This window comes from Brevundimonas sp. DS20, from assembly GCF_001310255.1.
GTDB lineage: Bacteria > Pseudomonadota > Alphaproteobacteria > Caulobacterales > Caulobacteraceae > Brevundimonas > Brevundimonas aurantiaca.
Window position 1 is genome coordinate 144,031 of sequence record NZ_CP012897.1, and the last position, 23,945, is coordinate 167,975.

Below are 23,945 nucleotides of genomic sequence, written 5' to 3' on the forward strand. Positions count from 1 at the left end.
GACGTTTCCCTGCCTCCACAACGGAAGGAAACGTCATGAAAAAGATCGCTGTCGCCGCCGCCTCCCTGTTCGTCCTGTCGGGCGTCGCCGCCTGCGGTGAAAGCGCCGCCGACAAGGCCGCCGAGAACCGCGCCGACGCCGTCGAGGCCCAGGGCGAAGCCCGCGCCGACCAGCTGGAAGCCCAGGCCGACGCCGCCCCGACCGACGCTCAGAAGGACGCCCTGAACCGCCAGGCCGACCAGGTCGAGGAAAACGCCGACCGCCGCGCCGACCAGATCGAGCAACAGGGCGGCAACGCCGACGGCGGCATGACCACCCACAACACCCCGACCACCAACTAAGACGCCGTCACGTCTCGGTTCAAAGCCCCCGTCGTTCGCGACGGGGGCTTTTTCGCGCCTCGTCCCGACACGTCCGTCATCCATGCCTTGTCGTCATCCTCGGGCTTGACCCGAGGATGACGGGGAGAAGCGGACCTCACCCCTTCTTCGGCGGCCACGGCACGAAGGCGCTGGTCCGCTTCACATAGTCCGCATAGCCCGGCCGCGACCGGTTGATCGCCTTCTCCGTAATCCCGATCCCCGACCACCGCGTCAGGGTGAAGGTCAGGAAGATCGGTCCGGCGATGGACCACAGGCCCACGCCCGTCTCCGCCGCGATCAGCCACAGCCCCCACCAGACGCAGGCGTCGCCGAAATAGTTCGGATGGCGCGTATAGCGCCACAGGCCGGTGTCCAGCACCCGCCCCTTGTTGGCCGGGTCGCTTCTGAAGGCCGCCAGCTGGGCGTCGCCCGTGCTTTCGATGACGATCCCCGCCAGGGCCAGCCCCGCCCCGATCAGGGCGAGCCCCCCCGCCGCCGGCGCGTCGGCGACCTGGCCCAGCTGCACCGGCAGGGCCGTCAGCCAGGCCAGAACGGCCTGGGGCAGGAAGACGAACAGCAGGGCCGTCTTGGCGAAGGACCAGCCCTTGTTCCGTTCCTGATCCTCGACGATCTGCACATAGCGGCCGTCCGCCCCGCTGGCCCGCCACCGCCCGAACAGATGCAGCCCCAGCCGCAGCGCCCAGACTGCGCAGATCACGACCAGCAGGGTCTTGCGCGTCGGATCGCCGTCGGTCCGCGGCAGGGTGACCAGGGCCAGCAGCAACATGCCCAAGGGCCAAACCGCATCGACGAAACTGACGTCCTTCAGCCTCAGCGCCACGCCCCACAGCCCCAGCATCACGGCGACGATCAGGGCCAGGTTCAGGGCCAGGAGGATGAGGATGTCGATCAGGGTCATACGGCCGATACGTGTCGCCGCGCGCCCTGGATGCGCGCCCTAGACGGATTCAACCACCGTCAACTCCGGCCACCGCCCCCGCGCATTCTCGACAGTCCTGGCCCAGCCCTTGGCCACCGGCCGGTTCGGATTGGGCCGCACGACCATGGCGAACACATCCTCCAGTCCGAACGGCGCCGCCATGGTGATCGCGTCGTCCGCCTCCAGCCGCACCCCGACGGCGAAGGCGGGGGCCACGAACCGGCTCAGGGCCTCGTCGGTCGAATGCAGAGCCTCATAGGGCTCGCCGAACCGGTTTTCGAACCACAGATGCACCCGCGCCTGGTTGCGCACCTCGACCTGGCTGCGGAAGGGTTCGTCAAAGGCGGCGGCGACCTGTTTGATCACCCCGTCCTCGGCCTCATAGGACAGGTCCGATCCGTCGAAATAGGCCAGGTCGTAATCCTTGATCCCATACCCCGCCGGCCGCCCCGTCCTGGCGTTCCACACCGCCTGATAGACGGCGCCCGACACCAGCCGCCAGTCGGGCAGGCCCAGCCCCCGCACCGTCCGCAAAACGTGCATCAGGCCGGGATCGGCGCGGACGATGTCGATCAGCTTCTGGCTCAGGGGGGCGTTCATCCGCCTCCCTTACCCTTCCCATCCGTCCTGCGGGAGAGGCCGTCCGCCTTCATCCCCAGATGCGCGCCCCCGCACGTCCCGTCATCCTGGGGCTTGTCCCCAGGATCCAGACTCCGGGCGCCAAAGACGGCGCGCCTTGCGGAAACACCGGGCGTCTGGATCCTCGCCACAAGGGCGAGGATGACGAACGCAACGGAGGCCCGCCTCGCAACGGCGGACCATGCCCGCCGCCCGTTACGCGCGCGATTGTCGAGGCGAGCCCGAAAAGGTTCAAAGGCTTAGGGCTTCACCCGTCAAAACAGCCGGCGCCCTTCCGCGCGGCCCTATACTGGCGTTCCGGTCTTTGACATCGCAACGCGCGCAGAACGTGGCCCCGCCGGACAGTCCGATCGGAGTTCGCCCATTTTCTTTGTGAAAACAATGGCCGTCGGACAGATCGGACACATCGGACACCTTTTTTCCTGTCCGATCTCGGCCGCTCGCCGATCCGACGCCCCGCTCGCAGGCCGTCGTGGGACTCGATTCTCGGACAGTCCGATCGGCGTCGGACGAATTCCGCTTCAAAAACAAAGGCCGTCGGACAGATCGGACAGATCGGACACCCTTTTTTCCGTGTCCGATGGACCGCCGCCTCAGCCCCGCACCGGCCAGCCGTGATCCAGCGGCCCGTGTCCGCCGCCGAGACCCGGCGCCCGCCGGATCGCCTCGCCGACATAGGCCCAGGCTTCGGCGACCGCGACCTCCAGCGGCCGCCCCAGGGCCAGACCCGCCGCGCACGCGCTGGCCAGGGTGCAGCCGGTGCCGTGGGTGTGGCGGGTGTCGATCCGCTCGGCCTCCAGCACCGTCTCTCCGTCGGCCGTCATCAAGAGGTCGATCACCGTCGGCCCGTCCACATGGCCGCCCTTCATCAGCACGGCCCGGGCGCCCAGGTTCAGCAGGGCCTCGCCCGCCCGTCTCTGACCGTCGATGTCGCGCACCGTCAGCCCGGTCAGGGCCTCGGCCTCGGGCGCATTGGGGGTCAGAAGGGCCGCGCGCGGGATCATCAGGCGCCGCACCGCCTCCACCGCCGCATCGGGCAAAAGAGGATGGCCGCCCTTGGCCACCATGACCGGATCGACCACGGCCGGGGCCTTGGCCTCGTCCAGCAGGGCCGCCACCGTCTCGACCACCTCGACCGAGCCCAGCATGCCGGTCTTGACCGCGTCCGTCCCGATGTCCTCCAGCACCGCCCGCGCCTGGGCCGCGATCAGCTCCAGCGGCAGGGGATGGACGCCGTGAACCCCCAGGGTGTTCTGCACCGTGATGGCTGTGATCGCCGTGGCGGCGAACCCGCCCATCATCGTCACCGCCTTGATGTCGGCCTGGACCCCCGCGCCGCCGCCGCTGTCCGACCCCGCCAGGATCAGGACCCGTCCCATTCTTCTTTCGCTACCGCCGCCCGCGCGGCGGGCGTCTGCTTGAGCGAGGCTCATGCGTGGGCTCCCGAAAACAGCTTTAAGCCCACGATCCCCGCCACGATCAGCAGGATGCACACCGCCCGCACCGCCGTCGCCGGCTCGCCGTATACGACGATCCCCACCAGGGCCGCGCCCACCGCCCCGATCCCGGTCCAGACCGCATAGGCCGTGCCGATCGGCAGCCTCTGGGTCGCCACCCACAGCAGGATCATGCTGGCCGCCAGGGCGATCAGCACCCCCAGCGAGGTCAGCGGCCTTTGCAGGCTGACGGACTTCAGGCCGGACGCCCACAGCACTTCCAGCAGACCGGCGACGACCAGCGTCGCCCACGGATTGATCGACATCACCCAGGACATGGGGACCAGATGGCCCAGGCCGTCGCCGGGGGCAAGCGTGTCACTCCGCCGCCGCCACCGCCGCCTGAAGCTTCAGCGCCTGAACCGTCTCGCGCACGTCATGGACCCGCACCATCCGCGCCCCGCGCCGCGCCCCCTCCAGGGCCAGGGCCAGCGAGCCGCCCAGCCGGTCGGTCGCCTCCACCGCCGTCGGATCGACGGCCTGGATCGTCCGCTTGCGGCTGGCGGCGTAAAGCACCGGAAAGCCCAGGGCGACCAGCTCGCCCAGCCGCGCCGTCAGGGCCATATTGTGCGCCGGGGTCTTGCCGAAGCCGATGCCCGGGTCCAGCCAGATCCGCGCGCGCGCCACCCCCGCCGCCGTCGCCGCCTCGGCCCGGCCCAGCAGATAGGCCCGCACCTCGGCGACCACGTCCTCATAGTGGGGATCGGCCTGCATGGTCCGGGGTTCGCCCCTCATGTGCATCAGCACCACCTCGCACCCCAGCTCGGCCGCGACGGCTGCGCTGTCCGGCGCATGGCCCAGGGCGGTCACGTCGTTCCACATCGTCGCCCCGGCGGCGACGGCGGCCCGAGCCACGGCCGGCTTCATCGTATCGACGCTGATCGGGCCGCCCCAGCGGGCGCGAACGGCCTCGATCACCGGAACGACCCGGTCGATCTCCTCGGCCTCGCTGACCGGCTCGGCGCCCGGCCGGGTGCTCTCGCCCCCGACGTCCAGCACCTCGGCCCCCTGCTCGACCAGCCGCATCGCCTGGCCCGCCGCCGCCTCGGTCGACGCCCAGCGCCCCCCGTCCGAGAAGCTGTCGGGCGTGACGTTGACGATGCCCATGACCTTGACCGTCACGCCTTCCTCCCGATCAGTCCGCCCAGAGCCTCCAGATAGGCGTCGAAGGCCTTGCGCCCTTCAAGCGTGATCGCCGCCCGCGTCAGGGGCTTGTTGTTCACGAAGCTCTTGGAGATGGCGACATAGCCCGCCTCCTCCAGCTTCTTCAGATGCACCGACAGATTGCCCTGGGTCGCCTCCAGCACCGTCTTTAGCTCGGTGAAGTCGGCGGCCTCGACGTCGGCCAGATAGACCATGATCCCCAGCCGCATCCGGCCGTGGATGACCTCGTCGATTCGCCCCAGGTCGTTCAGCCCCATGGGTCAGACGGCGTCCGCAGCGGGGCGGGCCTTCAAGGCTTCGCGGGTGATGATCCAGCCCGGCCCGGCGAACAGCAGGAACAGAGCCGCCGTCGCGACGAGCAGATAGGCCAGGGGCTCGCGGACCAACAGCCCCAGGGCCACCGCCGTCGCCCATCCCCCGATCGACGCCGCCAGCATCCAGCCCTTCTTCTTCAGCGTCCAGGCCACATACCAGGCGGCCGACTGGAGCGCGAAGATCATCGCCGGATAATAGAGCCAGACGGCGAAGTCCTGGTCTCGCGCCGAGCCGAAGCCGAAGACGATGACGATGGCCAGATTGGCCATGCCCGCCCCGCTGAAGGCGGCGTTCAGGGTGCGGGTGACGACGGGGCTGGCCTTGGGCCGCTTGCGGTCCTCCCGGATGGCCCAGGCCATCACCAGCAGGAAGGCGACGGTCACGCCTGTGACGAAGGCCAGGCTGATCGGCCCGGGCCAGCGGATCACCCCCGCCGCCTGTCCGAGGTGAAACAGGCACTGCAGCCCGTACAGCAGGCCGCCGGCCAAATAGAGGACGCCCATGGTCAGTGTGGCTCTCGGATCGCCCCCGCCCTGGACGATCGATCGAAGGAAGGCCAGGTCGGCCTCGGGCGAGCTGCGGGACGTGTCGTTCATCGATGATTCCTCTGCGGCTTGCGCGTCCTTCGGATGGACGCGGCGACGGGGGTTGGCAAGCTATTCGGCGGGCGACGGGGCTGAGGCGGCCGGGCGACGCCGCCACGGAACCCGGCGGCCGTTCAGCCAGCGCCCCATGAAGCTGTGGCGGATCAGCAGCTCATAGCCGGCGATCGACGCCGCCAGCGCTCCGCCGGCGATCAAGGCCAGTTTGACCGGCCAGGCTAGGCTCCAGTCCTGCACCAGCACCTGACCGACCATCACCAGCGGCAGATGGACAATGTAGATCCAATAGGCCGCATCGGCGAGATAGCGCCGCACCGCGCTGTGGCCCGAGCAGAACCGAACGGCCACGGCGACCGCCGCCAGGCTGGAGGCGTAGACGGCGACCCCGAAGGCGCCCGCCGTCGCCGCCTTGATCGCCGGATCGGTGATAGGCTCCAACCTGGGATTGGGACCGCCCGCCAGAGCCAGGGCCGTCGCGCCTGCCGCCAGGGCGAGGCCGAGATGAAGCGGCCACCGCGCCGCGATCCGCTCGAGCAGGTCGCGGCGCCGGTCCAGCAGGGCGCCCAGGCCGAAGGCCAGTCCGAACCCGACCAGGGCCGGGGTGTTGGGGATCAGGCCCGCGTCGGGCGTCGGCACGCCGAAGAAGGCGACCCAGTTCGGATGCAGCCACAGGGCCAGGGCCAGGGGCGCGCCCAGGACGACGGCGCCGCCCGGCTGAACCAGCAACGCCGTCGCGCGATCCACCACCGCCCGCCCCCAGCCGCCCTGCCGGTCCAGGGCCGCGAACGGCGCCCGCACGAAGATCAGGCCGACATAGAAGATCAGCAGGACCCACAGGAACCACAGATGGGTCAACGGCAGATTGGTCCAGTCATAGGTCGGAGGCGGCGGCGCATCGGCCGCCGTCAGGCCATGTAGGCCCGCATTCCAGATCAGGACCGCGACAATGGCCGCCAGCGACGGCCCCCAGAAGACCGCCAGCGGTCCCGCAATCCGCGCCAGCCGGTTGATCCCGAACCGCACCAGCCCCCGCCGCGCCAGCATCATATGGGCGAACAGACCCGCAATCAGAAAGAAGGTCGCCATCCGAAACAGGTGAATGGCGAAGAAAAGGCCGCTGGCCCAGACCGACCGCTGATCGTCGGCCACCACCCAGATCGGCGTCGGAAAGAAGGCCATGGCGCCGTGGAGCACCAAACCCAGGAGCAGGGCGGCGCCCCGTAGGGCGTCCAGGCCGTGAAGGCGCTCGCCCGTCTTGATGTCGTCTGCGGCCATGATCCTCGTCTCCCTGTTCGAGAGACATATTGCACAGACTTGTTTGTTTTTCAAACTTGTTCGCCAAAGGCCACCTCGTGGCGTTTCGACTGGGCGTTCGGGGCGACCGCCCGACCGGCGCCCTTAAGGTCGACCGCTTCGTTAGAAACGAAAAACGCCCGGGATCCTAAGACGCCGGGCGAAGATCGATGAGGGCGGCCCGTCGGGCGCGCGATCAGCTGTTCGGCGGCGCCGGGCTGGTGGCGGCGGGCGGCGCGGCCGGGGTCGCCTGGGTGGTCGCCGGTTCGCCGACGGCGGGGGCCTCGCCCGTCGCCTCGGTGGCGGGGGCGCCCTCGGCGGGGGCGGCTTCACCCTCGGCGGGGGCGGCGGCGCCAGGCTGGCGGGCCGGATCGGGCGCGGGGATGGCGAAGCCGCTCGAGCCCTGGCTGCGCAGCCAGGCGATCAGATTGATCCGGGTCTGGGTGTCGCGGATGCCGGCGAAGGACATCTTGGTGCCGGGCACATAGCGGGCGGGGGCGGTGATGAAGCTGTTCAGCTGGTCATAGCCCCAGGTCGGCGCCTCGGCCTTGTGCTTGGCCATGGCGTCCGAATAGGCGAAGCCGGCGCGGTGCATGACCGGGCCGCCCACCACCCCGTACAGATTCGGGCCGATGCCGTCCGCCCCGCCCTGCGTCGCGTTATGGCAGGCCTGGCAACGGGCGAAGGCGGCCTCGCCGGCGGCCAGGTCGGCGGTCGGCAGGACCGTGCCCCAGTCCGGCGGCAGCTCGGCCTGTTCGGCGCCGGCGACCTCATCCGGCGCATCGACGAAATAGCCCATCTTTTCCGGCGGTTCGGAATGATAGATCAGGCCCGACGCCTGTTGAACGACCAGGATGACGAAGGCCGTCCCCAGAGCCGCGCCGAAAATCTTGTTCCACTTTAGATCGCCGCTCATGCGCGTCGTCTCGCCCGTCCCTAGGTTTCCCAACTTCCCCGTCTTGCGCAGAGAAGCCTTCCTTGCCGGATCACGTCTTGCACGGTAGCGCAGGGTTCGCAACCGGCGCGACGAACGCGACGGCGCCGCTCGACCAGGACAGGCCCCGCCAGACCCATGAATCCTCTGATAATGATACCGGCTCGCATGGCCGCCACCCGCCTGCCGAACAAGCCCCTGGCCGACATCGGCGGCCGGCCGATGATCGTGCGGGCCTATGAACAGGCCGCCGCCTCGGGCCTGCCCGTCGTGGTCGCCGCCGGCGATCCCGAGATCGTGGCCGTGGTCGAGGCGGCGGGCGGCCGGGCGATCCTGACCGACCCCGACCTGCCGTCCGGCTCTGACCGCATCCGGGCCGCCGTGGACGCCATAGACCCCGAGGGCGATTTCGACGCCGTGATCAACGTCCAGGGCGACATGCCCTTCGCCGATCCGGGCCTGGCGACCGCCTGCGCGGCCGTGCTGCACGGCGAGCCGGCCTGCGACATCGCCACCCTGGTCGCCGCAGAGGCCGATCCGTCGGACCGGGCCAATCCCGATGTGGTCAAGGCGGTCCTGGCCCTGAAAAGCAACGAATGGGGCGAGACCGAGCGTCAGGGCCGCGCCCTCTATTTCACCCGTTCGACCCTGTATGGCGATGCGCCGATCTGGCGTCACATCGGCGTCTACGGCTATCGCCGCGCGGCCCTGAACCGCTTCTGCGCCGCGCCCCAGTCGCCGCTGGAGAAGCGCGAGAAGCTGGAACAGCTGCGGGCCCTGGAGATGGGGATGCAGATCTGGGCCGCCGTGATCGACGAAGCGCCCCTGTCGGTCGACAATCCCGCCGACCTGGAGGCGGCGCGGGCGCTGGTCTGAACGCCGACGAACGTCTCTCCCTCCCCTCGGGGGAGGGAGAAGCGTTCCCTACCCCGCCTCCGCCCAGGCCTTGATCAGGCTGTGGGCGATGGCGAAGGGCGGCGGCGCCTGAATGGTTGGGTGGGCGCCGGCCAGAACCGCCCTCGCCTCGGCCCGCGTCAGCCAGGCCACGCTCTCCAGCTCGGTCTGATCCGGCCGGGCCTGGTCGTCCGAGACCTCGGCGATCAGGCCGATCATCAGCTGTGACGGGAAGGGCCAGGGCTGGCTGGAGTGATAGACGGCGTCGATCACCGTCAGGCCCGCCTCTTCCTTGACCTCGCGGGCGCAGGCCTCCTCGATCGACTCGCCGGGCTCCAGGAAGCCCGCCAGGGCCGACATCCGCCCCGCCGGCCAGGCCGCCTGGCGGCCCAGCAGACAGACCGGCTCGGCCCCGCCCTTGTAGACCGGCAGCATGATGGTGACCGGATCGACGCGCGGAAAATGCTCGGTCCCGCAGGCCGGGCAGCGCCGCTTCCACCCGCCCGAGGCCGTCTCGCTCAGCGTGCCGCAATTGGCGCAGAAACCGTGTTTGCGGCGCCAGTCGAACAGGCTCTTGGCCCCGCCCGCCATGGCCGCGTCCTGGGCCGGAAGAATGGCCGCGGCGGCGCGCATCTCGTGAAAGGCGCCCAGCCCCCGAACCGGCCCCTCGGCCGGATCGAGCGAACCTTCGAACTCGACCGCAAAGACCGGCGCTTCCTTCCAGAGCCCGAGAAAGACGTCGCGATCCGGAACCATGTCGCGGGCGTGTTTCGGCGACAGCCAGGCCAGGCGCGGCCCCTCCGCCGTCTCCTCGACCAGGGGCCGCCCTTCCCACAGCACCATGCACAGGGCCTCGGGATTGGCCTCTTGCTCCGCCAGCCAGTCGGGGTCGTTGCGAAGATCGCCCGCGCGGTCGAGCGGATTGCCGGAGAAGACGTTCTGATGAGCCATGCGGCCTTGTAACCCTTGATTCCGTCCGCCGCACCCGTCATATCTCCCCTCGGAGATCGCGGGCGAAGGCTTCGCCAACCTGGTCAGGGCCGGAAGGCAGCAGCCACAACGAATTCCCCTTCGGGTCGCGGTCTCTACTTCCTTTGTTTGTGCGCTAACACTCGCCGCGCGGCGGCTCGCTGCTTGAGCGCGTTTGGTGCGCTAACGCTTGCGACGCGGTCGCTCGCGGCTTGAGCGCGTGTGTTCGCGTCCCTCTCCCGCTTGCGGGAGAGGTGGCCCGGCGTCCGCAGAGCGGACCAGGGTCGGAGAGGGAAGTTTTCTCTCAAGAAACATGACTTCCCCCATCGTCAGGCGTGTCGCGGCGCGCCACGACCTGACACTTCCCCCGCAAGCGGGGGAAGGTCCGAAGGAAGCCCTTCGCCCCGCCGCTCACCCGCTGTAAGACTTCGCCCATGAGCGACAACGACCCGAATCTCGACGGCCCGCCCTGGGAAGAGGACGACGTCGTCGAGCGCGACGAGAACACCGACGACATGTTCGGCGCCCCCGCCCCGGCGGCCGGGCCCGTCCCTGCGCCTGCGCCGGCCGCGCCGCCGCCTGTCGCCGCCGTCAGCGAGGATCAGGCCGACGACGGCGCCGCCTATCAGGTGCTGGCGCGCAAATACCGGCCGCGCACCTTCGAGGATCTGATCGGTCAGGAGGCGATGGTGAGGACGCTCACCAACGCCTTCGCCACCGGGCGGATCGCCCACGCCTTCATGCTGACCGGGGTGCGGGGCGTCGGCAAGACGACCACCGCCCGTCTCTTGGCCCGCGCCCTGAACAATGAGACGGAGACGATCGACCGTCCGTCCCTGACCCTGACCGCCCACGGCCGGCACGACGCCGCCATCATGGCCGGCCAGCATATGGACGTGATGGAGATGGACGCCGCCTCCCACACCGGGGTCAACGACATCCGCGACATCCTGGAGAGCGTGCGGTATGCGCCGGTCGAGGCCCGCTACAAGGTCTATGTGCTGGACGAGGTCCATATGCTGTCGACGCAGGCCTTCAACGCCCTGCTGAAGACGCTGGAGGAGCCGCCGCCCCACGCCAAATTCATCTTCGCCACCACCGAGATCCGCAAGGTGCCGGTGACCATCCTGAGCCGCTGTCAGCGCTTCGACCTGCGCCGGGTCGAGCCCGAGATTCTGGTCGATCACCTGGGCCGGATCGCCGAGCGGGAGGGGATGAAGATCGAGCAGGACGCCCTGGCCCTGATCTCGCGCGCAGCCGAGGGTTCGGTGCGCGACGGCCTGTCCCTGCTGGACCAGGCCCTGGTTCAGGCCGAACGGGGACAGGTGGTCAAGACCGAGACAGTGCGCGACATGCTGGGGTTGGCCGACCGCAGCCAGACCATCGCCCTGTTCGAAAGCGTCATGGCCGGCCGCACGCCCGAAGCCCTGGAAAACTTCCGCACCCTTTACGGCTACGGCGCCGACCCGGTGCAGGTGACCAACGACCTCTTGGAACACTGCCACGCCGCCTCGGTGGCCAAGATGCTGGGGCCGAACGCGACCCGACTGCCCAATGACCAGGCGCAGAAACTGGCCGCCCTGGGCGCCGCCATCCCGGCCGCCACCCTGTCGCGCACCTGGCAGATGCTGCTGAAGGCCCTGGACGAGGTGCGGCGCGCGCCCAATCCCGCCGATGCGGTCGAGATGGCCATCGTCCGCCTGGCCTACGCCGCCGACCTGCCGGGACCGGAGGAGGCGTTAAAGCGGCTTCAGTCGGGCGAGCCCTTCGGGGGCGGATCGGCCCCGCGTGGCGGCGGCTCCGGCGGCGGGGGCGGGACCTCGGCCCAGCTGGCCGCGCGGCCGGTCATGGCCCCCGCCCTGCCCGATCCCCAGACCTTCGAACAGGTCGTGGCCCTGATCGGCGAGAAGCGCGAAGTCGGCCTGCAGATGGACGTGGAGCGGTTCGTCAAACCCGTCTCGTTCAAGCCCGGCGCCATCGTCTATGAGAGCGTTGAGGGCGCGCCGGTCGAACTGGCCCGGCGGCTGGCCGGCCGGCTGAAGGAATGGACCGGCCGCACCTGGCTGATCGCCGCCAACGGCCAGGGCGGCGGCGACACCCTGATCGAACGCCAGAGGAAGGAACGGGCCGCCGAGCGCCAGAAGATCGAGGCCGATCCCTTCATCAAGGCCGTGCTGCTGGCCTTCCCCGGCGCCCAGCTGGGCGAGATCAAGACCATCGCCCCGACGGTGGTCACGCCCGAAATCCCCGACGCCGCCGAGGACGACGACGAGGACTGAGCGAGGGTTCAGCCTTCCAGGGAGATGACCGGCCCGGCCTCGACCGGGGCGGACCGGCGTCCGCCGCGGCGGCGCTTCAGCCAGGCGCGGACGCGCGACTGGATCCGGTCGTCGACGGCGAAGTGGAAGGCGAAGGCGAAGGCCACGGCCGCCAGGACGCCGCAGCCCCACAGAACCCACTGGACCGGCTCGGACAGGGCGAAGCGCGTGTTCGCCGCATTGACCACGCCGAACCAGGCGATGCGAACCACCTCGTTGGAGATGAACATGGAGAAGGAGACCAGGGCCGCGGTCTCCACCAGCCTGGACGGGCGGCGCACGGGCACGGCGCCGGCGGCCAGGATGATCAGCGAGATCATCGCCAGCGAGACCAGGGCGGTCTTGCCGAAGGCCTGGGCCGCGACCAGGCCGCAGAAGGCGGCGACCCCGACCCAGCCGGCGAAGCGCGGATGGATCCACACCGACTGGGCGAACCAGGCCAGGCTCATGCCCAGGACGAACAGGGGCAGGGCCCGGATGAAGCCGTAGCCCATCGGCATCTGATAGACGGGATAGGCCAGAAGGCTCCAGCACAGCTGGTTGGCGACCAGATAGCCGCCGATCCCCAGGGCCAGGGCGCTCCACGGCCCCAGCCGCGTCAGGCCGCGCAGGATCCAGGGGAAGCACAGATAGCAGCCGATCAGGGCCGAGATCGACCAGGTCGGCGCATTCCAGCCCAGGCCGCCGTGCACCCCGTAAGACTGGACCAGCAGCAGTTGGGCCGGCAGCTGGTCCCAGCGGAACCATTCGGGATTGCGGGGCGCGATCCCGACCGAGGCGCTGAGCAGCACCAGGGCGACCAGAGACAGGCCCATGATCAGATGGGCCGGGACGACCCGCAACACCCGCTTCAGGACGAAGTCGCCGTGCGACATCCGCCCCTGGCCGACCGCCGCCCCATAGACCCGCATCAGCACATAGCCGGAATCGATCAGGAAGAAGTTGGTCAGCAGGAAGCCGCCGCGTTCGAACACCGGATGAACCGCCTCAGCCAGCGGGACCGGGCCGGCCGCCTGGAAGTGGTGCAGAATGATCAGGAAGGCCACAATGAAACGCAGGGCGTCCAGCCAGCCGCCCCGAGCGATCGGGGTTGTTTCATTCCGGGTCGAAATCAGGGTCCAGGGCACGGGGAAGGCCTCCTTGGCCCCCTCCCCCGCAAGAGACGGGCCGGGTTCAGCCCCGGACCAGCCTCAGGAACTCTTCGCGGGTGCGCGGATCGTCGCGGACCACGCCGATCAGATGGCTTGTCGACAGGCTGGCGCCCGGCGCATTGACCCCGCGCAGGGTCATGCAGCTGTGCTCGGCCTCGATCACCACCCCGACGCCGTGCGGCTTCAGCACCGTATTGATGGCCTCGGCGATCTCGGCGGTCATCTTCTCCTGGATCTGCAGGCGCCGGGCGAAGCCGCGCACCACCCGCGCCAGTTTGGAGATGCCCACCACCCGGTCGGTCGGCAGATAGGCCACATGGGCCCGGCCCACGACCGGCAGCATATGGTGTTCGCAGAAGCTGACGAAGCGGATGTCCTTCAGCACCACCAGCTGATCATAGCCGCCCGTCTCCTCGAAGGTCTTCTTCAGATAGGACAACGGGTCGGTCTCATAGCCCGAGAACAGCTCGCGATAGCTGCGCGCCACCCGCGCCGGGGTCTCCAGGAGACCCTCGCGGTCGGGATCGTCCCCCGCCCATTCGATCAGGGTGCGCACCGCCGCCTCGGCGTCGGCCTGGGTCAGACGGGAGGCGCGGGCGGTCTTGGGGGGGACGTCGGTCATGACAGGGCCTATAGCGAGCCGAACACGAAAAGCAAAAATCCTACCCCTTACGCTGCGGCGACGCGGTCAGACGCCGGACCGGGAAAAACAGTGTCCGATGTGTCCGATGTGTCCGGAAATCGGCGGCGGGCGCGAAAAAATGTGTCCGATCTGTCCGATGTATCCAAGTTGCGCGCCGCATCTGGTCCATAGGAGCGCCTTCCGCAGAAGGTCAGGAACAGCCGTCCATCTACTCGTCGATTCGATCTGGATTCTGGAGCGACTTGCGATCGTGCGACGCCACTCTGCGCTCAACCTTCTTTATGTCTTCCGCAGCAGGCAGGGCTTCCGGCCGAATGCCGCGGTCCAAAAGGGTTTTTCGGACTGCCTTGTTGTTGGTGACATGTTCGGAAGAAATGGCGCCTTCCGTTCTCATGGTGTGGGCGCGGGCGTTGAAGATGGTGATTTCTGTCGCGAAATCCTTGGCCTTCAAGATGATGGTGGGCGCAAAATCCGCGAGGGGACGGCTGTCCGGCACCTTCCATGTCGCCTTCATCGCCTGCGTTGATCGGCCGAACAACGCGCCGTCGCCCTTGCTACGGATTAGAGCGAAGTTCTGGTTCTCGCCGGTTTGTTCATAGATAATTCCGGACAGCTCTTTCTCCGTCTGCGTCAACTTGCGGCGAGCAAGCAAACGCTCCACTTCGAGCATGCGCTGTTCCACCAACTCGGCTCGACGAGTTTGAATGGCGAAGTAGCTTTGCGCAAAAGCGATCTCAGGTTTCGCAGAATCGCCGTTCTGAGCCACCAGATAACATGCGAACCGTGTGAGCATCACGTCATCGATCTGGCGTCGCCCGCCCGACCCCAGGTCGACCATTTTGTTGACGTCAACAAAATGGTGCCCGATCTCGTGTCCCGAGAGCTCACAGGCCGTCTTGGCCTTTGACAGGACGTTCTGGAAATTCCGCCACTCGGCGTATCCGAGCAGATGTTGAACGTCTCGCCCAAGCCAATAGTCCACGCCCGCGTCCGTCTGTTGTGCGTGACCTTCGAAGGTCTCGGTCAGATGAGCGATCACCTCCCTCTTCATATCGCCCCTCCTCGATGACAGCGCGCCCCAATATCGCAACCCATGATAGAACAGACAAGAGAGGCTGGGGTTCAGGAGATCCGCCACCGTTATCTCCCCGTTAACCATCCTCCCGGCATTTTCTGCCCAGTGTTTTGCGGGAGTCTCGGCCGATGAACGGCGCGGAAGTTCTGGATGTGGGGCGTGACGCCATCTGGCTGACGATCCAGCTGTGCCTGCCGGTGCTGATCGTGGGCCTGGTGGTGGGCGTGGTGATCGGTCTGTTTCAGGCCCTGACGCAGATTCAGGAACAGACCCTGATCTATGCGCCCAAGATCATCGCCATCTTCGTCTCCCTGCTGCTGTTCCTGCCGCTGATGGGCGCCCTGTTGGGCGGCTTCATGCGCCAGATCGCCGCCCGCATCGCGGGCATGTAGGGTGGGCGGGTCCGAGACGCGGGGCGTCTGATGGACAGCTGGGCCACCGCCGACCAAGTCTGGGCCGGCGGGCTGATCTTCGCCCGGATCGGGGCGATCCTGATGGTCATGCCCGGCTTCGGCGAGGCCTATGTGCCGCCGCGCATCCGCCTGTCCCTGGCCCTGCTGATCAGCCTGGTGCTGTGGCCCGTGGTGCGGGCCGACCTGCCCGGTCTGCCCGACGGCCTGGGCGGCATGGTGGGCTGGATCATCCGCGAGGTCGTGACCGGGCTGATGATCGGCCTTTTGCTGCGGCTGTTGATGACGGCCCTGACCACGGCGGGCGAAATCGTCTCCCTGCAGACCACCCTCAGCTTCGCCCAGACGGCCAATCCGCTTCAAGCCCAGCCGGGATCGACCATCGCCTCATTTCTGATGCTGTTCGGGGTGACGCTGATCTTCGCCACCGATACCCACCATCTGTTCATCGCCGGCATGGTCGGCTCCTACAAGCTGATCGCCCCGGCCCAGCCGCTGATGATGAACGACTTCACCGCCATGGCGGTGCGGACCGTGGGGGACAGCTTCCTGTTGGGGGTGCAGCTGTCGGCGCCGGTTCTGGTCTTCGCCCTGATCTTCAACCTGGCCTCGGGCCTGGTGGCGCGGGTCATGCCGTCGTTCCAGGTCTATTTCGCCGCCGCGCCCCTGAGCGTGATCCTGGGTCTTTCGATCTTCGCCCTCAGCCTGGGGGCGCTGGGGACCGTCTTCATCGACCGCTATCGACGCCTGGGCGAGCTGTTCGCGGCCGGGGTGATGGGAGGCGCCGGTGGCTGAAGGCGCCGATCCCGAGTCGAAAACCGAAGAGGCGACACCCCGAAAACTTGAGGAGGCCCGCAAGAAGGGCGACGTCGCCAAGTCCCAGGACGTGGGTCAGGTGCTGGCGCTCGCCGGGGCGGCCTCGGTGATCCTGGGGGCCGGGGGCTGGTTCGCCGGGTCCATGGCCGAACAGCTCCTGCCCTTCATCGCCGCCCCGCACCAGATGCTGGGCATGCTGGATTCCGGAGCGGGGACGCAAGTGTTGGCCCGCGCCCTGTGGGCCATGACCCCGTTTCTGGGGGCCGTCATGCTGGCCACCATCATCGGCGGGGCGGGCGGGCATCTGGCCCAGTCCGGCCTGATCTTCACCGGCGAGAAGCTGAAGCCGCAGTGGTCGGCGGTGAACCCCCTGTCGGGGTTCAAACGCATCTTCGGGCCTGACGGCCTGATGCAGTTCGTCAAGACCCTGATCAAGCTGATCGCCGTATGCGTGGTGTGCTGGATGGTGCTGAAGCCCCACACGCGCGAGTTCGAGAACCTCGTGACGGTGAGCCCCCTGGCCCTGTTGCCCCTGGCGCGGGACATGGCCCTGGCCCTGTTCGTGGCGGCCATCATCCTGTTGGGAGCCACCGCCGGCGCCGACTTCATCTGGCAGAAGATGCGCTTCGCCAAACGGATGCGGATGACCAAGGAAGAGCTGAAGGAAGACTATAAGCAGACCGAGGGCGACCCGCACGTCAAGGCCAAGCTGAAGCAGATCCGCATGCAGCGCAGCCGCCAGCGGATGATGGCCAATGTGCCCAAGGCCACGGTGATCGTGACCAACCCGACCCACTATTCGGTGGCCCTGCGCTATGAGCCGGATCAGGGGGACGGGGCGCCGGTCTGCGTCGCCAAGGGGGTGGACGCCCTGGCCCTGCGCATCCGCGAGGTGGCCAAGGAACACGACGTGCCCATCGTCGAGAACGTGCCTCTGGCGCGCGCGCTCTACGCCACGGTCGAGGTGGACGAGGTGATCCCGAAGGAGCATTTCGAGGCCGCCGCCAAGATCATCGGCTTCGTCTTCCAATCGCGAAAACGTCGGTAACGCCGCCGTAAGGCTTGCCGCCCGATTTCAGCGTATGATCAGCCTACTGATTCGCGAGGCCGCATGACGCCCAAACGCCGTCTTCCGTTCGACCTGCTCTCGGCCGTGATGGCTTTCGGGGCGGTGGCGACGGTCGCCGCCCTGGCCTATCCGGCCTTTCGGGCCAATCCGACCTCGGCCCCGGGCCTGATCCTGATCGTCACCGTGGGGCTGATCGCCCTGATCGCCCTGTTCGGTTTCCGCCGGGCCGAGACGGTCCAGCCGTCCAGCGACGTGGCGGTTGAACTGCTGGACGCCATGGCCGAGCCGGCCGCCCTGGTGTGGGAGACGGGCCAGGTCCTGGCCTTCAACGGCGCCTGGGCCGAGGCCAACGGCGCCACCACCGCCCTGCCCCGCGGCAAGTCGGCCCAGGCCCTCTATATGGCCTTCGCCCAGGCGCGGCGGGGCGAGCCGGGCCACGCCATCGTCCAGATCGGGGCGCGCGAGTTCGAGGTGGTGATCGGCCGGGCCGGCCCCGACCGGTTTCTGATGCGGGCCGCGCCCGAGGCGGTCCTGCCGCTGGCCGCCGTTCCGGCCCAGGCCCAGGGGACGAACGGCGAGGCCCGCGCCATGGCCGCCGGCGCCCCGTTCGGCTCGGCCGTCATCGCGGGTTCGGACCTGTTCGCCGGCCGGGCGGAAGAGGCCAATGCGGCCCTGGCGATCCTGACCGGACCCAACGCCGCGCGCGACGCCGCCTTCGGCCATCTGTTCGATCCGACGGGCGTGGTCGAGGCGCGGGCCAAGCTGGCGGCCGGGTCGTCCGGCCCGATCGAACTGGTGGCGCGGGCCTATCCCGACAAGATGCTGCATCTGTATGTGGCGCCCGAGGGCGAGCGCCAACGCATCTGGCTGTTCGACGTCTCGGCCCAGAAGTCGATGGAGCTGCAGCTCAGCCAGGCCCAGAAGATGCAGGCCGTGGGCCAGCTGGCGGGCGGGGTGGCGCACGACTTCAACAATCTGCTGACGGCCATCCAGCTGCAGCTGTCGGGCCTGCTGGAACGGCACCCGGTCGGCGATCCCTCCTATGAGGGGCTGAACGAGATCCGCCAGACGGCCATCCGGGCGGCGGACCTGGTGAGGAAGCTGCTGGCCTTTTCGCGCAAGTCGACGGTGCGGCGCGAACGGCTGGACCTGGGCGAGCTGGTGGGCGAGTTCGCCATACTGCTGCGCCGGCTGCTGCGCGAGGACGTGCGGCTGGAGACCGACTACGGTCGGGACCTGCCGATCGTTCTGGCCGACAAGAGCCAGCTGGAGACGGCGGTGATGAACCTGGCGGTCAACGCCCGCGACGCCATGCGCGGCGTGGTCGAACCCGGCGACGCCGTCGTGACCATCACCACCCGCCGCCTGACCGCCCAGCAGGCGCGCGAAATGGGCTGGGCCGCCGCCCCGACCGACGAGGTGGCCCTGATCGAGGTGTCCGACACCGGCCCCGGCGTGCCGCCCGAACTGGTGGACAAGATCTTCGAGCCCTTCTTCACCACCAAGGCGGTGAACGAGGGCACCGGCATGGGCCTGGCCACCGTCTACGGCATCGCCCAGCAGGCCGGGGGCCATATCTCGGTCAGCAATATCGAAGGCCCCCACGGCATGAGCATGGGCGCCGCCTTCCGCATCTTCCTGCCCGCCGCGGGCGAGGCGGAACTGGCCGAGGTCCAGCCGGTCGAGGTCAAGGTCAAGGCGCCGCGCGACCTGTCGGGCGCCGGGCGCATCCTGTTCGTCGAGGACGAGGACGCGGTGCGCGGCATCGCCGCCCGCCTGCTGCGCCAGCGCGGCTATGAGGTCATCGAGGCCGCCGACGGCGAGGAGGCCCTGATGCTGGCCGAGGAGCACGCCGGACAGATCGACATGATGATCTCCGACGTCATCATGCCCGGCCTGGACGGCCCGTCCCTGCTGAAGAAGGCGCGCAAATATCTGGGCGACGCCCCGGTCATGTTCATCTCGGGCTATGCCGAGAGCGATTTTTCGGACCTGTTGCAGGACGAGGCGGGGGTCTCCTTCCTGCCCAAGCCGCTGGACATCAAGACCCTGGCGGAGCGGGTCAAGCAGGAGCTGCACGCGGGCTGAGCCTTATCGGCTCGGAATCAGTTCAGGCGATCCGATCAGGCGGCGCGGCGGACGGCGGCGGGGGTCTTCACATAGAGACCCTGACGGCCGCTGACGGGGCGGAAGGCGACCGTCTCGCCTTCCAGCCGCTCATCCAGGCCCAGGAACAGACAGCCGTCGTCGACCAGGCGGCGCTCCAGCCCGTCCAGCAGCCGGGCGCGGCGCGACGGCTCCATATGGGTCAGGACGTTGCGGCAGAAGATGACGTCGAACCGCATCTCGTCCGTCGGCTCGTCCAGCAGATTGGCCCGGCCGAACCGGACGATCTCCGCCAGTTCGGGACGCACCCGCCAGTTCTCCTCGTCCGGTTCGAACCAGCGCAGCATGGCCCGCGCGTTCAGGCCGCGCTGAATCTCGAAACCGGTGTAGAGGCCCGCGCGGGCCTTATCGATCGCACGCTGCGACAGGTCGGTGGCGACGATCTCGGCCGCAGCGCCGGACGCCTTGGCCGCCATGGCGATGGACCAGGCCTCCTGCCCGGTGGAGCAGCCCGCCGACCAGAGGCTGACCCGCCCGCCGGGCCGCGCCTTGGCCAGGGCGGGCAGAAGCTCCTGTTCCAGGACGTCGAAGGGGGCGCGGTCGCGGCGGAACCAGGTCTCGGGGTTCAGCAGGGACTCGATCACCGCCCAGCCCAGGGAGGCGACCGGATGGGCCCACAGATTGGCCAGCAGGGCCTCGACATTGGCGTAGCCTTCGCGCCGCGCGATCGGCCCCAGCCGATGCTCGGCCAAATTCATGCGATCCCGCGTCAGCCTGTAGCCGGCGCGGGTGGCCAAGAGTCCCTGGAGCTTGTCGAAGTCCTCGGGAGTCATGCCGCGATCGCGCCGACCTCCGTCAGCTTGGATTGAAGGATCTCGCCGTCGAACGGCTTCATCACATAGTCATCGGCGCCGGCCGCAAGAGCCTCCGCGATGCGTTCGGGCCGGGTTTCGATGGTGCAGAACAGCACCTTGGGCCGTCCGCCCTCGGGCAGGGCGCGCAGACGCCGCAGAAAGGTCAGCCCGTCCATCACCGGCATGTTCCAATCGACCAGGATCATGTCGGGCGTGACGCCGGTGCAGTAGGACAGGGCCTCGGCCCCGTCCGCCGCCTCATCCACCTCATAGCCGAAGCCTTCGACGATCCGACGCGCCACCTTGCGGATGATGCGGCTGTCGTCGACGATCAGGCAGGTTTTGAAGTTCAAGGCGGGCTCCCAGGCGGAGACGATCGGCCGATGTGCGTCGCTTAATATGGCAGATCGCCAGTTAACGAGTCGTTGGGAAACGCCTGTCGGGCGACCTAAAGGGGCATCCGTGCGACCAGGGCGATCCGCTCTTCCTGCACCGCCACTCGCAGGGTTCCGCCCGCCTCCTTGACCGTCAGCCACAGCCAATAGGGCTGAATCCATTGGCCCGCCAGACCCTCGGTCAGGCGCCGGCCGGTCAGGCCGACGACGGCCTCGGGCTTCAGCCGGGCCCGGGCGCCCTCGGCGAACCCTTCAAGGAAGAGGGCGCCCTGTGCGACCCGCGACTGGATCACCGCATTGCCGCCCAGGGGCAGAGCCCCGACCGTCAGATAGGCCAGGTTGGTGAGAGCCCGCGCCTGGGGCTTGGAGAACTCCTGCTCCTCGATCCGCCAGTCCAGAGAGGCGCGACCGCCCGCCGTCATGCCGACCACCAGATCGCGCAGCTCGCGCGCGGTGAACCGCTCGCTGCTGGTCGCCGCGCCGAAGGCCACCCGCGCGAAATGGACCAGGGCCACCATCTTGTTGGCGCTCTGTTCGATGAGGGCCAGGGCGTCGTCGCGCATGTCCTGGGCCGAAGGGTCCTTCATCAGATCCAGGCCCGAGACGATCGCGCCCGAGGGGCTGATGAAGTCGTGGCACAGTTTGGCGGCCACATAGGTCGCCAGCTCCGTCCCCTCGAACGGCAGGTCCAGGGCGGGCGGGGCGGCGTTTTCGGCGTCGGTCGGGATCATTGAGCCTGCATACTCTCGTCGGCGTTCAGGTCACAGTCAGGAGGCGCAAGAGAAGCTGACGTGATTTGCCGGTTCATGGAACCGGCTCAATGGTCTATCGAGCCCGCAATGACGACCTCCCCCTCCCCCGCGACACCCGACAAGACCCTTTCGCGCGATCTGGCCTCCGGCGCCCTGGCCCTGGCGATCGCCGAGATCGCCGAAGACGCCGCCCGCCTGATCCTGCCCTATTGGCGCAGCGACACCGCCGTCGAGACCAAGTCCGACGACAGCCCCGTGACCCAGGCCGACCGCGCCGCCGAGGCCCTGATCCTGGAACGGCTGGCCGCCCTCTATCCCGGCGTCCAGACGGTGGCGGAAGAGGCCGTCGCCGAAAGCGGCGCCCCGGACCAAGCCGAGGACTGGTTCTGGCTGATCGATCCGCTGGACGGCACCAAGGGGTTCGTGCGCGGCGGCGAAGCCTTCACCGTCAACATCGCCCTGATCCACGCCGGCCGTCCGGTGGCGGGGGTGGTCACGGCGCCCGCGACGGCGACCACCTGGCGCACCGATGCGTCGGGCCAGGGCGCCTTTCGCCGTCAGTTCGGCGAACAGCAGGAGGGCGAGGCCCATTCCGGCGCCGAATGGCGGCCGATCAAGGTGCGCGACCGGCCGGCCGAGGGGATGGCCCTGTTGAGCCACAGCGTCACCGATGAGGAGGCGGCGCGTCTCGCCGCCCGGCACGGCTGCACCCGCTGGCAGGGCACGGACTCCTCGCTGAAGTTCTGCCTGATCGCCGAGGGCCGGTTCGACGCCTATCCGCGCTCGGGTCCGACCTCGGAATGGGACACCGCAGCCGGTCAGGCCGTGCTGGAGGCCGCCGGAGGGCGCGTCCTGGCCGACGACGGCCAGCCTCTGTCCTACGGCAAGCCCCGCTTCCTGAACGGCCCCTTCGTCGCGATGGGCGGCTGAGGCTTCAAAGGCCCGACTGCAACAGCAGCAGGCCCGCGCGTTCGGCCAGGGCGGGGACGCCCATTTCGCGGGCCGTCAGGACGGCCTCGTTCAGGATCAGGTTCAGGCGGCGCGGTTCTGGGCCGCCAAGGCGCCGACGCGCCAGGGCCACACCGGCCAGGCTGATCTGGTCGGCCGCCCAATCGAGCGGGGCGGCGGCGGCCAGACGACGGCGCAGCCGATCCTCCAGCACGTCCAGGCCGGCGCGGTCTTCCATGGCTTCGACCAGGGCGATCTCGCGCGCCAGCCGGCGCTCGCGGACCAGGGCGCCGATGATCAGCCCCTGGCCCTGGGTCAGGACTTCGGCCTGGTTCAGCACCATCAGCGGCAGGGCGTCGCCGCCGGAGCGCAGAACCTGGATCGCCGCCCAGTCCAGAGGGCTGTGATCGGGGGTGAACTGGTCGGCGGCGGCTTCAAACATGGAGCGGCCCTGGTCCTGGGCCTCGGCGTGGTCGGCCAGGGTCGCCAGGGCGGACAGGCCGGCGCCGCACATGGCCAGGGCGCGGGCCCGGGTCAGGGGACGGTGATCGGGCGAGGCGCCTTCGACCAATATGCCCAGGTCGCGCCCGGCGTGGTCCAGCAGGCGGGGGTCGCGCTGAATCACCCCGGCCTCGAGCGCGAAGGCGGCCTGATCCAGACGAAGGTCCACATCCTCGCCGGACAGGTCGTGCTGGGCCGCATCCATCAGGGCGGCGGCGTCCATCAGCGCCTTCGCATCGCCGGACAGGCGGGCCTTGCGGGCCTTCAGCCGGGCGTGGGTCGCCGCCAGGTCGGCGGCGGTCTTGGATCGGCGCGGACGCCCCGCCCCCGCCACAAGGGCCAGGGCGCGGTCCAGATGAGCCGGATCGCCGCACAGGTCGAAGCGCAGCATCAACCCTTGCGCCTTGGCGCCGGCGGCGCGGGCGGCCTGGTCGTCGCCCTGGGCGTTGCGGACCAGACTGTCGGCGCAACGGTCGGCGCGGGTCAGGCTGTCGGCCGCCCCGCTGCGGCGGGCGTGCTCGCGCCACAGGGCGGCGGCGCGGAATTCGGTGTCGAAGGGGCGGGCGCAGGAGACGCGGCCCGCGTCGGTGGCCTCGCGCCGGGCCTCGGCGGCCAGGAGATCGACCCCGATCAGTTCGACCCAGCCCAGATCCTCGCTCTCACGAGCCTGGGCGAAGAGTTTGCGAAGATCACGACCGAACTCGAACATAGGGTTGAACGCCTTAAAATCCCGGATCGGGACGAAGGACGCCCCTTGCCGTCGGTCTCCTGCAAACGCAGCGCCGCCACGAACGTTCAGCCCCGCCCCAAGCCGACATTGCGGCGTCAGTTCAGGTTCGGCGTCTTGCGCCGGCACCGTTGCAGGGCGGCGCGGGCGGCGGGGGCGTCGGCGCTGAGCTGGCGCACCGCCTCGATACGGGCGCGGGTCTGATCCGCCTCGGCCGCGCGGGCGGGCTTGCCGGCCGCCGTCGCCGCCTGCATGGCCGCCAGGGACCAGAACAGGGCCGCGTCATAGAGGCTGCGGCCCTCGGCGCTTTCTCCGCCCTCCAGCTCGGACGCCGCCTGGGTCAGGCCGGCGCAACGCACCGATTCCTCATAGGACACCAGACCCGCGGCGGGGGCCTGTTGCAGCATGAGGCCGGCGATGGTCAGCGAGACCCACATCGAATGCTCCAAGACCTTTCCGATAGACGGTTCCGAAGGGACGGCCCCGAACGTCGGCCCTATCAGATCATGTTCATGCGGCGGCGAGAAGGTCGAACTGCGCCCCATTCACACCCCTTTGCGATTAACTGACGC

General features: G+C 68.9%; 26 protein-coding genes and 1 other RNA gene. 9 read left to right on the plus strand and 18 right to left on the minus strand.

Annotated elements, in window-relative coordinates; all coding sequences use genetic code 11:
* Positions 1 to 35 precede the first annotated feature (35 nt).
* Positions 36 to 341 (plus strand): hypothetical protein, encoded by a 306-nt coding sequence (locus JL11_RS00685; protein ID WP_054763988.1) that lies wholly within the window; start codon positions 36 to 38, stop codon positions 339 to 341.
* A gap of 136 nt (positions 342 to 477) precedes the next feature.
* Here the strand turns inward: JL11_RS00685 and JL11_RS00690 are convergent, their stop codons facing one another.
* The 9 genes from JL11_RS00690 to JL11_RS00730 all read right to left on the minus strand — a co-directional run bounded on the left by JL11_RS00690 (position 478) and on the right by JL11_RS00730 (position 7,727).
* Entirely contained in the window at positions 478 to 1,281 is an 804-nt protein-coding gene (locus JL11_RS00690; protein ID WP_054763989.1) for a DUF1295 domain-containing protein, read from the minus strand.
* 39 nt (positions 1,282 to 1,320) lie between these two features.
* Positions 1,321 to 1,902, minus strand: coding sequence for a nucleotidyltransferase family protein (locus tag JL11_RS00695; protein ID WP_054763990.1), 582 nt, complete (start codon positions 1,900 to 1,902; stop codon positions 1,321 to 1,323).
* Between the two features lie 632 nt (positions 1,903 to 2,534).
* On the minus strand, positions 2,535 to 3,320 hold the full coding sequence (thiD, locus tag JL11_RS00700) for a bifunctional hydroxymethylpyrimidine kinase/phosphomethylpyrimidine kinase (protein ID WP_156314132.1): 786 nt from the start codon (positions 3,318 to 3,320) through the stop codon (positions 2,535 to 2,537).
* A 50-nt stretch (positions 3,321 to 3,370) separates the two neighbouring features.
* A complete protein-coding gene (locus JL11_RS00705) occupies positions 3,371 to 3,715 on the minus strand; it encodes a DMT family transporter (RefSeq protein ID WP_054763992.1) in 345 nt (114 codons plus the stop codon).
* 40 nt (positions 3,716 to 3,755) lie between these two features.
* Entirely contained in the window at positions 3,756 to 4,544 is a 789-nt protein-coding gene (gene folP, locus JL11_RS00710; RefSeq protein WP_054766733.1) for a dihydropteroate synthase, read from the minus strand.
* A gap of 11 nt (positions 4,545 to 4,555) precedes the next feature.
* Entirely contained in the window at positions 4,556 to 4,858 is a 303-nt protein-coding gene (locus JL11_RS00715; protein ID WP_054763993.1) for a winged helix-turn-helix domain-containing protein, read from the minus strand.
* Positions 4,859 to 4,861: 3 nt separating this feature from the next.
* A complete protein-coding gene (locus tag JL11_RS00720; protein ID WP_054763994.1) occupies positions 4,862 to 5,512 on the minus strand; it encodes a hypothetical protein in 651 nt (216 codons plus the stop codon).
* Positions 5,513 to 5,572: 60 nt separating this feature from the next.
* Positions 5,573 to 6,793: an acyltransferase family protein gene (locus tag JL11_RS00725; RefSeq protein ID WP_054763995.1), complete on the minus strand. Its 1,221-nt coding sequence runs from the start codon at positions 6,791 to 6,793 to the stop codon at positions 5,573 to 5,575.
* Positions 6,794 to 7,007: 214 nt separating this feature from the next.
* Positions 7,008 to 7,727, minus strand: a complete 720-nt coding sequence (locus JL11_RS00730; protein ID WP_054763996.1) for a c-type cytochrome — start codon at positions 7,725 to 7,727, stop codon at positions 7,008 to 7,010.
* A 156-nt stretch (positions 7,728 to 7,883) separates the two neighbouring features.
* Here JL11_RS00730 and JL11_RS00735 point away from each other — a divergent pair, with 156 nt between their 5' ends.
* On the plus strand, positions 7,884 to 8,621 hold the full coding sequence (locus tag JL11_RS00735) for a 3-deoxy-manno-octulosonate cytidylyltransferase (RefSeq protein ID WP_082382548.1): 738 nt from the start codon (positions 7,884 to 7,886) through the stop codon (positions 8,619 to 8,621).
* Positions 8,622 to 8,669: 48 nt separating this feature from the next.
* Here JL11_RS00735 and nudC read toward each other — a convergent pair whose 3' ends face one another.
* A complete protein-coding gene (gene nudC / locus JL11_RS00740) occupies positions 8,670 to 9,590 on the minus strand; it encodes an NAD(+) diphosphatase (RefSeq protein ID WP_054763998.1) in 921 nt (306 codons plus the stop codon).
* 47 nt (positions 9,591 to 9,637) lie between these two features.
* On the opposite strand from nudC, the gene ffs reads away from it, so the two are divergent.
* Both ffs and JL11_RS00745 read left to right on the plus strand, forming a co-directional pair.
* Positions 9,638 to 9,733: signal recognition particle sRNA small type (gene ffs / locus JL11_RS17080), an RNA gene on the plus strand.
* 309 nt (positions 9,734 to 10,042) lie between these two features.
* Positions 10,043 to 11,887: a DNA polymerase III subunit gamma/tau gene (locus JL11_RS00745; RefSeq protein WP_054763999.1), complete on the plus strand. Its 1,845-nt coding sequence runs from the start codon at positions 10,043 to 10,045 to the stop codon at positions 11,885 to 11,887.
* 8 nt (positions 11,888 to 11,895) lie between these two features.
* On the opposite strand, the gene JL11_RS00750 is transcribed toward JL11_RS00745, so the two are convergent.
* The 3 genes from JL11_RS00750 to dinD form a co-directional block, all read right to left on the minus strand.
* Positions 11,896 to 13,053 (minus strand): acyltransferase family protein, encoded by a 1,158-nt coding sequence (locus JL11_RS00750; protein WP_054764000.1) that lies wholly within the window; start codon positions 13,051 to 13,053, stop codon positions 11,896 to 11,898.
* Between the two features lie 46 nt (positions 13,054 to 13,099).
* The gene (folE, locus tag JL11_RS00755) at positions 13,100 to 13,699 is read right to left on the minus strand and encodes a GTP cyclohydrolase I FolE (RefSeq protein WP_054764001.1); all 600 of its coding nucleotides are present in this window, start codon (positions 13,697 to 13,699) and stop codon (positions 13,100 to 13,102) included.
* 229 nt (positions 13,700 to 13,928) lie between these two features.
* Positions 13,929 to 14,771 carry a DNA damage-inducible protein D gene (gene dinD, locus JL11_RS00760; RefSeq protein ID WP_054764002.1) on the minus strand — a complete coding sequence of 281 codons (843 nt, stop codon included), beginning with the start codon at positions 14,769 to 14,771 and terminating at the stop codon, positions 13,929 to 13,931.
* Positions 14,772 to 14,923: 152 nt separating this feature from the next.
* Between dinD and fliQ the strand changes: the two genes are divergently transcribed.
* From fliQ to cckA, 4 genes are all read left to right on the plus strand, one after another.
* A complete protein-coding gene (gene fliQ, locus JL11_RS00765) occupies positions 14,924 to 15,187 on the plus strand; it encodes a flagellar biosynthesis protein FliQ (RefSeq protein ID WP_054764003.1) in 264 nt (87 codons plus the stop codon).
* A gap of 30 nt (positions 15,188 to 15,217) precedes the next feature.
* Positions 15,218 to 16,000 (plus strand): flagellar biosynthetic protein FliR, encoded by a 783-nt coding sequence (gene fliR, locus JL11_RS00770; protein WP_054764004.1) that lies wholly within the window; start codon positions 15,218 to 15,220, stop codon positions 15,998 to 16,000.
* The gene (gene flhB, locus JL11_RS00775) at positions 15,993 to 17,069 is read left to right on the plus strand and encodes a flagellar biosynthesis protein FlhB (RefSeq protein WP_054764005.1); all 1,077 of its coding nucleotides are present in this window, start codon (positions 15,993 to 15,995) and stop codon (positions 17,067 to 17,069) included. Before fliR ends, flhB begins: the two co-directional genes overlap by 8 nt.
* Positions 17,070 to 17,132: 63 nt before the next feature.
* Positions 17,133 to 19,178, plus strand: a complete 2,046-nt coding sequence (gene cckA / locus JL11_RS00780; RefSeq protein WP_054764006.1) for a cell cycle histidine kinase CckA — start codon at positions 17,133 to 17,135, stop codon at positions 19,176 to 19,178.
* Positions 19,179 to 19,213: 35 nt separating this feature from the next.
* Here the strand turns inward: cckA and JL11_RS00785 are convergent, their stop codons facing one another.
* The 3 genes from JL11_RS00785 to chpT all read right to left on the minus strand — a co-directional run bounded on the left by JL11_RS00785 (position 19,214) and on the right by chpT (position 21,176).
* Complete coding sequence (locus JL11_RS00785; RefSeq protein ID WP_054764007.1) at positions 19,214 to 20,029, minus strand: CheR family methyltransferase; 816 nt, start codon at positions 20,027 to 20,029, stop codon at positions 19,214 to 19,216.
* A complete protein-coding gene (locus JL11_RS00790) occupies positions 20,026 to 20,403 on the minus strand; it encodes a response regulator (protein WP_054764008.1) in 378 nt (125 codons plus the stop codon). The genes JL11_RS00785 and JL11_RS00790 overlap by 4 nt, the downstream gene beginning before the upstream one ends.
* Before the next feature lie 95 nt (positions 20,404 to 20,498).
* Positions 20,499 to 21,176 (minus strand): histidine phosphotransferase ChpT, encoded by a 678-nt coding sequence (gene chpT, locus JL11_RS00795; RefSeq protein WP_054764009.1) that lies wholly within the window; start codon positions 21,174 to 21,176, stop codon positions 20,499 to 20,501.
* Between the two features lie 108 nt (positions 21,177 to 21,284).
* On the opposite strand from chpT, the gene cysQ reads away from it, so the two are divergent.
* The gene (gene cysQ, locus JL11_RS00800; RefSeq protein WP_054764010.1) at positions 21,285 to 22,127 is read left to right on the plus strand and encodes a 3'(2'),5'-bisphosphate nucleotidase CysQ; all 843 of its coding nucleotides are present in this window, start codon (positions 21,285 to 21,287) and stop codon (positions 22,125 to 22,127) included.
* 4 nt (positions 22,128 to 22,131) lie between these two features.
* Here the strand turns inward: cysQ and JL11_RS00805 are convergent, their stop codons facing one another.
* The gene (locus JL11_RS00805; protein WP_054764011.1) at positions 22,132 to 23,355 is read right to left on the minus strand and encodes a hypothetical protein; all 1,224 of its coding nucleotides are present in this window, start codon (positions 23,353 to 23,355) and stop codon (positions 22,132 to 22,134) included.
* Positions 23,356 to 23,471: 116 nt separating this feature from the next.
* Entirely contained in the window at positions 23,472 to 23,810 is a 339-nt protein-coding gene (locus JL11_RS00810) for a hypothetical protein (RefSeq protein ID WP_054764012.1), read from the minus strand.
* Between the last annotated feature and the right edge of the window lie 135 nt (positions 23,811 to 23,945).

What these genes read in the sequence shown, in the direction of transcription:
- JL11_RS00685 (WP_054763988.1), top strand. Translation starts at nt 36, where the DNA reads ATGAAAAAGATCGCTGTCGCCGCCGCCTCCCTGTTCGTCCTGTCGGGC.
- JL11_RS00690 (WP_054763989.1), bottom strand. Translation starts at nt 1,281, where the DNA reads ATGACCCTGATCGACATCCTCATCCTCCTGGCCCTGAACCTGGCCCTG.
- JL11_RS00695 (WP_054763990.1), bottom strand. Translation starts at nt 1,902, where the DNA reads ATGAACGCCCCCCTGAGCCAGAAGCTGATCGACATCGTCCGCGCCGAT.
- thiD (WP_156314132.1), bottom strand. Translation starts at nt 3,320, where the DNA reads ATGGGACGGGTCCTGATCCTGGCGGGGTCGGACAGCGGCGGCGGCGCG.
- JL11_RS00705 (WP_054763992.1), bottom strand. Translation starts at nt 3,715, where the DNA reads ATGTCCTGGGTGATGTCGATCAATCCGTGGGCGACGCTGGTCGTCGCC.
- folP (WP_054766733.1), bottom strand. Translation starts at nt 4,544, where the DNA reads ATGGGCATCGTCAACGTCACGCCCGACAGCTTCTCGGACGGGGGGCGC.
- JL11_RS00715 (WP_054763993.1), bottom strand. Translation starts at nt 4,858, where the DNA reads ATGGGGCTGAACGACCTGGGGCGAATCGACGAGGTCATCCACGGCCGG.
- JL11_RS00720 (WP_054763994.1), bottom strand. Translation starts at nt 5,512, where the DNA reads ATGAACGACACGTCCCGCAGCTCGCCCGAGGCCGACCTGGCCTTCCTT.
- JL11_RS00725 (WP_054763995.1), bottom strand. Translation starts at nt 6,793, where the DNA reads ATGGCCGCAGACGACATCAAGACGGGCGAGCGCCTTCACGGCCTGGAC.
- JL11_RS00730 (WP_054763996.1), bottom strand. Translation starts at nt 7,727, where the DNA reads ATGAGCGGCGATCTAAAGTGGAACAAGATTTTCGGCGCGGCTCTGGGG.
- JL11_RS00735 (WP_082382548.1), top strand. Translation starts at nt 7,884, where the DNA reads ATGAATCCTCTGATAATGATACCGGCTCGCATGGCCGCCACCCGCCTG.
- nudC (WP_054763998.1), bottom strand. Translation starts at nt 9,590, where the DNA reads ATGGCTCATCAGAACGTCTTCTCCGGCAATCCGCTCGACCGCGCGGGC.
- JL11_RS00745 (WP_054763999.1), top strand. Translation starts at nt 10,043, where the DNA reads ATGAGCGACAACGACCCGAATCTCGACGGCCCGCCCTGGGAAGAGGAC.
- folE (WP_054764001.1), bottom strand. Translation starts at nt 13,699, where the DNA reads ATGACCGACGTCCCCCCCAAGACCGCCCGCGCCTCCCGTCTGACCCAG.
- dinD (WP_054764002.1), bottom strand. Translation starts at nt 14,771, where the DNA reads ATGAAGAGGGAGGTGATCGCTCATCTGACCGAGACCTTCGAAGGTCAC.
- fliQ (WP_054764003.1), top strand. Translation starts at nt 14,924, where the DNA reads ATGAACGGCGCGGAAGTTCTGGATGTGGGGCGTGACGCCATCTGGCTG.
- fliR (WP_054764004.1), top strand. Translation starts at nt 15,218, where the DNA reads ATGGACAGCTGGGCCACCGCCGACCAAGTCTGGGCCGGCGGGCTGATC.
- cckA (WP_054764006.1), top strand. Translation starts at nt 17,133, where the DNA reads ATGACGCCCAAACGCCGTCTTCCGTTCGACCTGCTCTCGGCCGTGATG.
- JL11_RS00785 (WP_054764007.1), bottom strand. Translation starts at nt 20,029, where the DNA reads ATGACTCCCGAGGACTTCGACAAGCTCCAGGGACTCTTGGCCACCCGC.
- chpT (WP_054764009.1), bottom strand. Translation starts at nt 21,176, where the DNA reads ATGATCCCGACCGACGCCGAAAACGCCGCCCCGCCCGCCCTGGACCTG.
- cysQ (WP_054764010.1), top strand. Translation starts at nt 21,285, where the DNA reads ATGACGACCTCCCCCTCCCCCGCGACACCCGACAAGACCCTTTCGCGC.
- JL11_RS00805 (WP_054764011.1), bottom strand. Translation starts at nt 23,355, where the DNA reads ATGTTCGAGTTCGGTCGTGATCTTCGCAAACTCTTCGCCCAGGCTCGT.
- JL11_RS00810 (WP_054764012.1), bottom strand. Translation starts at nt 23,810, where the DNA reads ATGTGGGTCTCGCTGACCATCGCCGGCCTCATGCTGCAACAGGCCCCC.